The organism is Clostridium sp. (assembly GCF_036642255.1).
In the GTDB taxonomy this organism is placed as follows: domain Bacteria; phylum Bacillota; class Clostridia; order Clostridiales; family Clostridiaceae; genus Clostridium_J.
The window spans coordinates 1-7328 of sequence record NZ_JAVWDJ010000083.1; the positions used below are offsets into that span (position 1 = coordinate 1).

At 29.6% G+C, this 7328-nt stretch carries 6 protein-coding genes; 5 read left to right on the plus strand and 1 reads right to left on the minus strand.

What is annotated here, in order from left to right:
- Nucleotides 1–23 precede the first annotated feature (23 nt).
- Genes rpsF through rpsR form a run of 3 tightly spaced genes read left to right on the plus strand, consistent with a single transcriptional unit; the run spans nucleotide 24 to nucleotide 1035 of the window.
- Nucleotides 24–311 carry a 30S ribosomal protein S6 gene (rpsF, locus tag RR409_RS20345; protein ID WP_332558765.1) on the plus strand — a complete coding sequence of 96 codons (288 nt, stop codon included), beginning with the start codon at nucleotides 24–26 and terminating at the stop codon, nucleotides 309–311.
- 14 nt (nucleotides 312–325) lie between these two features.
- Complete coding sequence (ssb, locus tag RR409_RS20350) at nucleotides 326–766, plus strand: single-stranded DNA-binding protein (protein ID WP_332559606.1); 441 nt, start codon at nucleotides 326–328, stop codon at nucleotides 764–766.
- Nucleotides 767–789: 23 nt separating this feature from the next.
- Nucleotides 790–1035: a 30S ribosomal protein S18 gene (rpsR, locus tag RR409_RS20355; protein WP_332559607.1), complete on the plus strand. Its 246-nt coding sequence runs from the start codon at nucleotides 790–792 to the stop codon at nucleotides 1033–1035.
- A 712-nt stretch (nucleotides 1036–1747) separates the two neighbouring features.
- Here the strand turns inward: rpsR and RR409_RS20360 are convergent.
- Nucleotides 1748–3535, minus strand: a complete 1788-nt coding sequence (locus RR409_RS20360) for a DUF2207 domain-containing protein (protein ID WP_332559608.1) — start codon at nucleotides 3533–3535, stop codon at nucleotides 1748–1750.
- A gap of 144 nt (nucleotides 3536–3679) precedes the next feature.
- Here RR409_RS20360 and RR409_RS20365 point away from each other — a divergent pair, with 144 nt between their 5' ends.
- Both RR409_RS20365 and abc-f read left to right on the plus strand, forming a co-directional pair.
- On the plus strand, nucleotides 3680–4390 hold the full coding sequence (locus RR409_RS20365; protein WP_332559609.1) for an MBL fold metallo-hydrolase: 711 nt from the start codon (nucleotides 3680–3682) through the stop codon (nucleotides 4388–4390).
- Between the two features lie 831 nt (nucleotides 4391–5221).
- Nucleotides 5222–7102, plus strand: coding sequence for an ABC-F type ribosomal protection protein (abc-f, locus tag RR409_RS20370; RefSeq protein ID WP_332559610.1), 1881 nt, complete (start codon nucleotides 5222–5224; stop codon nucleotides 7100–7102).
- The last annotated feature ends 226 nt before the right edge of the window (nucleotides 7103–7328 follow it).

A 7328-nucleotide genomic window follows, 5' to 3' on the forward strand; every position in this document is an offset into this window, starting at 1 on the left:
TCCAAGGGGAGGAGGTGAAACTAATGAGAGCATATGAAACTATATTCATATTACATCCATCATTAGACGAGGAAGCTGTTAAAGCTAACATCGAAAAATTTAAAGGTGTAATAGAGAATAATGGAGGAGAAATCGAAAACGTTGACCTATGGGGAAGAAGAAGATTAGCTTACGAAATCGCTAAAGTTAACGAAGGTTTCTACACATTAATAAACTTTAAAGCTAGTGCTGAATTACCTAAAGAGTTAGATAGAGTATTCAGAATTACTGACAGTGTTATAAGACATATCATAATCAATCCAGAAAGCTAATAGGTGGTGGAAACATGAATAAAGTTGTTTTAATCGGAAGATTAACAAAGGACCCTGAGTTGAAATTTACTCCAGGTGCAGGAACAGCTGTAACCACTTTTACTCTTGCAGTTAATAGAAGATTTAAGAAAGAAGGACAGCCAGAAGCTGATTTTATTCCAGTAGTTGTTTGGGGTAAACAGGCTGAAAGCACTGCCAACTACATGAGCAAAGGTAAACAGTTAAGTGTAAGTGGTAGAATTGAAACTCGTTCTTATGATGCTAAAGATGGCACGAAAAGATATGTTACTGAAGTAGTAGCTGATGAAGTACACTTCCTTGAGTGGGGTGGAAATAAAGCATCAGGAAATGATACAAATTCTAATAGTTATGGAGCACCATCAATCCCAGATGATTATTTCGGAGGAAGTTCTGATATAACACCTATGGATGATGGAGAGGACATACCATTCTAAAATTAGGTAAGGAGGAGAAAACTATGGCTTTTGATAGAAATAGAGGCGGTAACAGAAGAAGACCAAAAAGAAAAGTTTGTTCATTCTGTATCGATAAAGCTACAGCAATAGATTACAAAGACATATTTAAATTAAAAAAATATGTTACAGAAAAAGGTAAAATATTACCAAGAAGAATTTCTGGAACTTGCGCTAAGCATCAAAGAATGCTAACTTCAGCTATTAAGAGAGCTAGAAATATAGCATTATTACCATTCACAACAGAATAAGTAATATAAGAAGCAGAGTAAAACTACTCTGCTTTTATTATTTTATGGAAGTTTCAATGTTTTGTTTGAAAAATACTTGAAAGAACTAAGATTAGTACAATAAGGCTGTATATAGAATATTACAAGCAATTCAGGATATCTGAAAAGATTTTAAAGGATATTTTATAAGAATTTGATATAGAAACAATGAAAGTTTGGATAAAGTTTGTATTTTAGGTTCTGATTTACATGAATACCAATATAAATTACTTGTTATTTCTGCAAATATAGAATATACTAAGTAAGTTGATAAAAAATATAATTTTCTTATAGAATAGTTACAGAGTACAAATTTAAAATCAAAGTTATTTTTGGCATTAGAATAATATAAAATTTATTAGTAATAAATTTTGCAATCTTAGAACCCATACTTCTAAAGTTATTCCTAATTAATAATTTTGCGCGGCTGTTGTGCTAAATATATTTTCAGAGCAGTACACTGTTTTGTTGTGGCATTTTTATAAGGGATAATAAATAGGAGGAAATGAAATGAAAAGAAATATTATAGTTATTGATATTATTACAGAAGACATTATAGAAGAATGTTTATCTGAAGTAATAGAAAAATAATAAAGCATAATTGTAAGACCATCAATACATTAGGTATTGATGGTCTTTGTTTATAGTAAAGTTGAAAACTGATTTGCTTATTTATAAAAATTATGTTTTAATGTTAGAAGCCTCCAACACCACCACCACCAGCCCCTCCGCCACCACCGGTGGAAGACCCCATTGAGGAAACTCCAGGAGTGGAACTTAGGCTGTGAATGCCATAATATGAAAAGGAATTATTTTTATTGAAGCTATCAAAAGCAAGATAATTCATGAGCCAAAGATTTGTTAATAAAAAGCTATTATTCAAAGCAAATTCTCTAAACTTAGATAATGTATAAGTTGGGATTCCTAAAGAAATCATATGAGGAAAGTAGTCTCCAAGAGGATACAAAGATACCCCATCATGGAAATTCCCACTTTTCATGGTCTTATGAAAAGCCTTCCATCGTTGCCTCTCAGTATAACCTTTATCGTTTAGTCTTGTGCAAAGAACAATCCCTAAAGTAAAGATTATAGCCGACAACCCCAAAGGTGCTATTCCCCAATATATTCCCCTTATTATAGTTATCATTGAGAAAAAGAACTGGATGATAGAAAGTATAATCAAAAGGGCACCATAAGGAATCTTGGTTTTATCTTTAAAGTCTAGGAAATCTACTTCTTCCTTTATCAATTGTAACCATTCGGTATTAAATTTTGTAGCAGCATTGTAGTCTTTCTTTAGAAGTTTTTCTAAGTTATTCAAGGATAAAGTGTTGTCATCCTTCAAGAAAGATTTTAGCCATAACAAAAGCTTCCTCTCGTGACCTTTAAGAGAACCGTCCACTGAATTTATCGTTATAATAAAATCATCCTTTTTCTCACCTGAAACCTTATCTAAGCCTATATAACCATATTTATTTAAGTTTAATATAGTAGCAACGAAATCTTTACTGCTTACCATTCCATTATAGAAATAGCTCATTACAGCGGGACTACATGGGGAAGGAACTAGTGAAAGTAGCGAATTATCAATATTTCGTTTATTTAATGATAGAAACTTTAAAATTAATAGTAAGTTTATTGCTAGTATTAAAAATATAGATTTTGATAATATAGAGTTGAATTTCTCACTTTTTAGGGCCTTAGATTCTTGTTCCATAATATAATGCTCTTCATCTGTAATAATGGAGTTTATCTTATCCTCGTTTACTATTTTACCTGATTTTTGAATAATATTTCTTGGGAATAGCACCCTTATGGAAAGATAATTAGTTGTTTCTATTTTATCACCTTTATAAATGATGGTACTTGTCATATTAGAATCATTAGAAAGTGCCAAAGAATTAATTGATGGTACTCCTCTGGAAAAAAACTTAACTTCATTTTTGTTAACTTCTTTTGGCAATTTGAAGGTCACAGTAAAGTTATTAACTTGAGTGTCGTAACCTTTATCCCAAATATTAAAATAAACTTCTCCAGTGTCATTATAAAGTGTAGCTACATTAACTAAGTCGTAAGTAAACTTAAAAGTTCTCGTTATATTTTTAGAAGGTATAAATACTTTCACTCTGGAAAAATCATCTTTAATTTCTTCACTATTGTAAACACCTGTTTCTTTCTTTTGCGCATCACTTTTATAGAAAAATTCTTTTTCTTCACCATTTTCCACAAGGAATACTTTTAGATTTTTAATCCCATCAGTTTTGCGTGTAGAAATATCTTTAAATCCTCCATTGAAAGAGCCGTCAAAACTCATGTTGAAAATTTCTGTAATTGAAATGCTACCATCCGCATTGACGTTAATAAGCATATTATACTTTTCAATAAGGGTATTATCGTCAGCATAAGCAACTTTTGAAGTGAAAATAAAACATGAAAATATAAAAAAGAGGAAAAAAGATTTTATGAATTTTCTAGTAACCATAATATACCACCTCAGCTTCATTATATCATGTTTAATTTATAAGAACGAAATTATTTTGTATAACCCCTAATGATATAATAGAAAATATAATGAATATTGATATTTAAATTCAATTTTATACTATACAAGAAAAGAGGAGATTAGATGATTAGATTCCTTGGTATTGGGTCAGCTTTTAATACACAACTTGGAAATAACAGTGGGTTTGTGAAAAATGGAGCTTCAATGATATTGATAGATTGCGGTGGAACGGTATTTGAAAGGCTTCGAAAGTTTAAAGTATTGGAAAGACTCAAAAAAGTATATATTATTGTAACTCATACTCATCCTGATCATATAGGAAGTTTGGGAGACTTAATATTTTATTGTCATTATAAACTAAAAATAAAACCAACTATTTATTTCCCGGAAAATACGCTAATGCAAAATCTTTTTTCAGTAATAGGAGTAAAAGAGGATATGTACACTTTAATAAAATCTATGAAAAATAATTTAAATGATGATGACTTAGGTGAAATAGTTATTGAGTTTGTGCAATCAAGTCATACGAAATCTATACCTGCCTTTGGATTTTTTCTCACAATAGATAAAAAATCTGTTTATTATAGTGGTGATGGAAATAGAATTCCTAAAACAATAATTGAATTATTGAAAAAAGGTGAAATAGAGAGTATCTATCAAGATACTACTTCTATAGACTATGTGGATACAGGACATTTATCTTTTACAAAGCTATGTGAAATTATTGATGAGTCTTTAAGAAATAAGGTTTATTGTATGCATTTAGATGAAAATATAGAAAAGAAAAATATAATAGATGCAGGTTTTAAAATAGCTCCACTCATGGAAGAATAATGATTTATGAAATAAGCAAAATCATACATAAATTTTAGTTAATTAAAATATAAAATATTAAGAGTTTAATGTTACCAATAAATTGGGGAACTATACACATTTTAAGTGCTAGCAAAAATACATCAGTATTAGTATTAGTATTAGTATTAGCTGATTTCATTGCAAAGATGATTCATATTGAAAAGTGATGTTTTGAAAAATAAAAATATTGCAACTTATTTAATATTGACATATAATAGAAATGATAATACTTAAGGAGGGTAGAACTATGAATATTTGCTTTGTTGATAAAATGCATAAAATTAGAGCAATATCTGTCAGAATTTCAGCATATTCTGGATTCAACGGGATAAGTGCGTCTAAAATTTCATATTTTCAGCAATAAGCGAGTAGTTCATCTTTCACCGGAAATATTTTAATTAAGAATTAATATCTGGGTAGGTGTATTCTTGCCCAGTTTTTTTATTGCCTTTTATTTAAGAAGGTTTATGAAAATAATATCTTGAGTTTAATTTTTTTTATCATTATATTGTGGATAAAAGATCTAAATAACGGATATTTCATAAACAAGAAACTTTTGTTTAAATAGAATTTATAAGAATAAGGCTCAAACATCTATATCAAAGATAATTATTTATGATGCAGATGTTTAAGGACACTAGAATATTCTTTGAATTCTTTATGCAATGGAGTTTGTTCATTACTTAAAAGGCCGTATAAAAAGCTGGATGACAAGTTACTTGCCCAGATTTTTTTATAGTTAAATAACTAAATTTTTATATGATATGGGCAAGAACACCTTAACAGATTCATTTGTGAGGAGGAATTTAAATGATTGAATTATCAGTAAATAATGTAATGAAGTATTTTGGGGCTAACTTGGTTCTTAAGGATATTAACTTTACTGTTCAACAGGGGGAAAGAGTTGGGTTAGTTGGTAGAAATGGTAGTGGAAAAACAACTGCCTTAAAATTAATAACAGGGATAGAAACAAAGGATAAGGGGGATATAGCTATAAGAAAGGGAGCAACCGTTGGTTATTTAGAGCAAATGCCCTCCTATGAAGATGGTAGTACTGTAGAAATGGTTCTTAATACAGCCTTTAATGATTTAGATCTTATGGAAAAGGAAATGAGTTTGCTAGAAGAGAAAATGAAGAATTTAAAGGGAGATGATCTTGAAAAAGTATTAAAGCAATATAGTTACATCCAACAAGTGTATGAGGTGAAAGGAGGATATGATAGAGAAGAAAAGTTAAGTAGGGTTTGCTTAGGGTTAAAATTTCAGAAGGCTTTTCTGGAAAAACCTTTTCATATATTAAGTGGTGGGGAGAAAACTACCGCCATGCTAGGTAAGATTCTACTTGAAAATCCAGATATTTTAATATTAGATGAACCAACAAATCACTTAGATATGGAAGCTTTGGAATGGTTTGAGGAATATTTGAAAACTTACAAAGGTACAGTTATTGTAGTATCTCATGATAGATATTTTTTAGATAACGTGGTTACAAAAATTGTAGAATTCGAAGATTTGTTATGCACCACCTATGAAGGAAATTATTCCGAGTTTATTAGGCAAAAAGAAGAGAAAATGATATTGGAGTATGAGGCCTATAAAGTTCAACAAAAGAAAGTTGATGCTATGGAGAAGTCTATAAAGAATTTGAGAGATTGGGCCATGAGAGGAGATAATGAAAAGTTCTTTAAAAGAGCAGCTAGTATGCAGAAAAGATTAGACAAAATGGATAAGCTTGATAAGCCAGATATGGAAAAAGTAAATATGAAGATTAATATTACCACAAAAGGTCGATCTGGAGGAGAAGTTATAAAAGTAGAAGGAGCTTCAAAGTCATTTCAAGAAAAGGAATTATTTATTCATGGAGATATGTTAATAAGGTACAAAGATAGAGTAGCCTTTATTGGGCCTAATGGTAGTGGGAAATCAACTTTACTGAAGATTTTATTAGGTGAGGAAACTGTTGATAATGGATCTGTTGAATTTGGAGCTAATGTTAAAGTGGCTTATCTTCCTCAAGTTATTGAATTCAATGATGATAATATGACAGTACTTCAATTTTTTAGAGAGAATATAGAAATATTAGAAGGAAAGGCAAGAGAATATCTAGCTAAATTCATGTTCTTTGGTGAAAGTGTATTTAAAAAAGTAGGGAGCTTATCTGGTGGAGAAAAGAGCAGATTAATGCTAAGTAAATTACTTTTTAATGATATAAATTTACTAGTGTTAGATGAACCAACAAACCATTTGGATATTGACTCTATCGAAACTTTAGAAGAAGCACTGCTAGATTTTACAGGTACCATATTGTTTGTATCTCATGATAGATATTTTATAAATAATATATGTGAAAGAGTTGTGGCTTTAGAAGATAAGAAGTTTATAGACTACTGTGGAAATTATGATTATTATAGAATGAAAAATAATGAAAAGAAAAAGGTGTTGGAAGAAAAAGTTGTTAAAAAAGAAAAGTTACAAAAGGTGAAGGTAGCAGACGAAGAAAAACAGAAGGAAGCTAAAAGAAAAAAATTAGAAGAAAAAATAGAAATATTGGAAAATAGCCTTGTAGAGATAGAGATAAAAATTAATGCTTTTCAATCAGAATATGATGAATTAAACAAATATTATAACGAAAAGATGGAAATGGAGAGAGAGCTAGAAGTAGTAATGGAACAATGGGTTTTAGTTAATTAGAATTGATTCAAGTTTTCTCATTACTTTTGAGGTAAATACTGCATTATTTTCAATTAATTTATTTTTAAAAAGATTAAATGGAAAATAATATAAAGTATAAAAGTACTTTAGAAGGAAGGCACGGTTATTGTTTTGAGATTTTGAGGAGCTATAAAGTTAAGTTACTATAGAATGTAATTACATTACTTTATGATTACAATCTATAAGAATTAACTTTATAGCTTAT

What these genes read in the sequence shown, in the direction of transcription:
- rpsF (WP_332558765.1), top strand. Translation starts at nt 24, where the DNA reads ATGAGAGCATATGAAACTATATTCATATTACATCCATCATTAGACGAG.
- ssb (WP_332559606.1), top strand. Translation starts at nt 326, where the DNA reads ATGAATAAAGTTGTTTTAATCGGAAGATTAACAAAGGACCCTGAGTTG.
- rpsR (WP_332559607.1), top strand. Translation starts at nt 790, where the DNA reads ATGGCTTTTGATAGAAATAGAGGCGGTAACAGAAGAAGACCAAAAAGA.
- RR409_RS20360 (WP_332559608.1), bottom strand. Translation starts at nt 3,535, where the DNA reads ATGGTTACTAGAAAATTCATAAAATCTTTTTTCCTCTTTTTTATATTT.
- RR409_RS20365 (WP_332559609.1), top strand. Translation starts at nt 3,680, where the DNA reads ATGATTAGATTCCTTGGTATTGGGTCAGCTTTTAATACACAACTTGGA.
- abc-f (WP_332559610.1), top strand. Translation starts at nt 5,222, where the DNA reads ATGATTGAATTATCAGTAAATAATGTAATGAAGTATTTTGGGGCTAAC.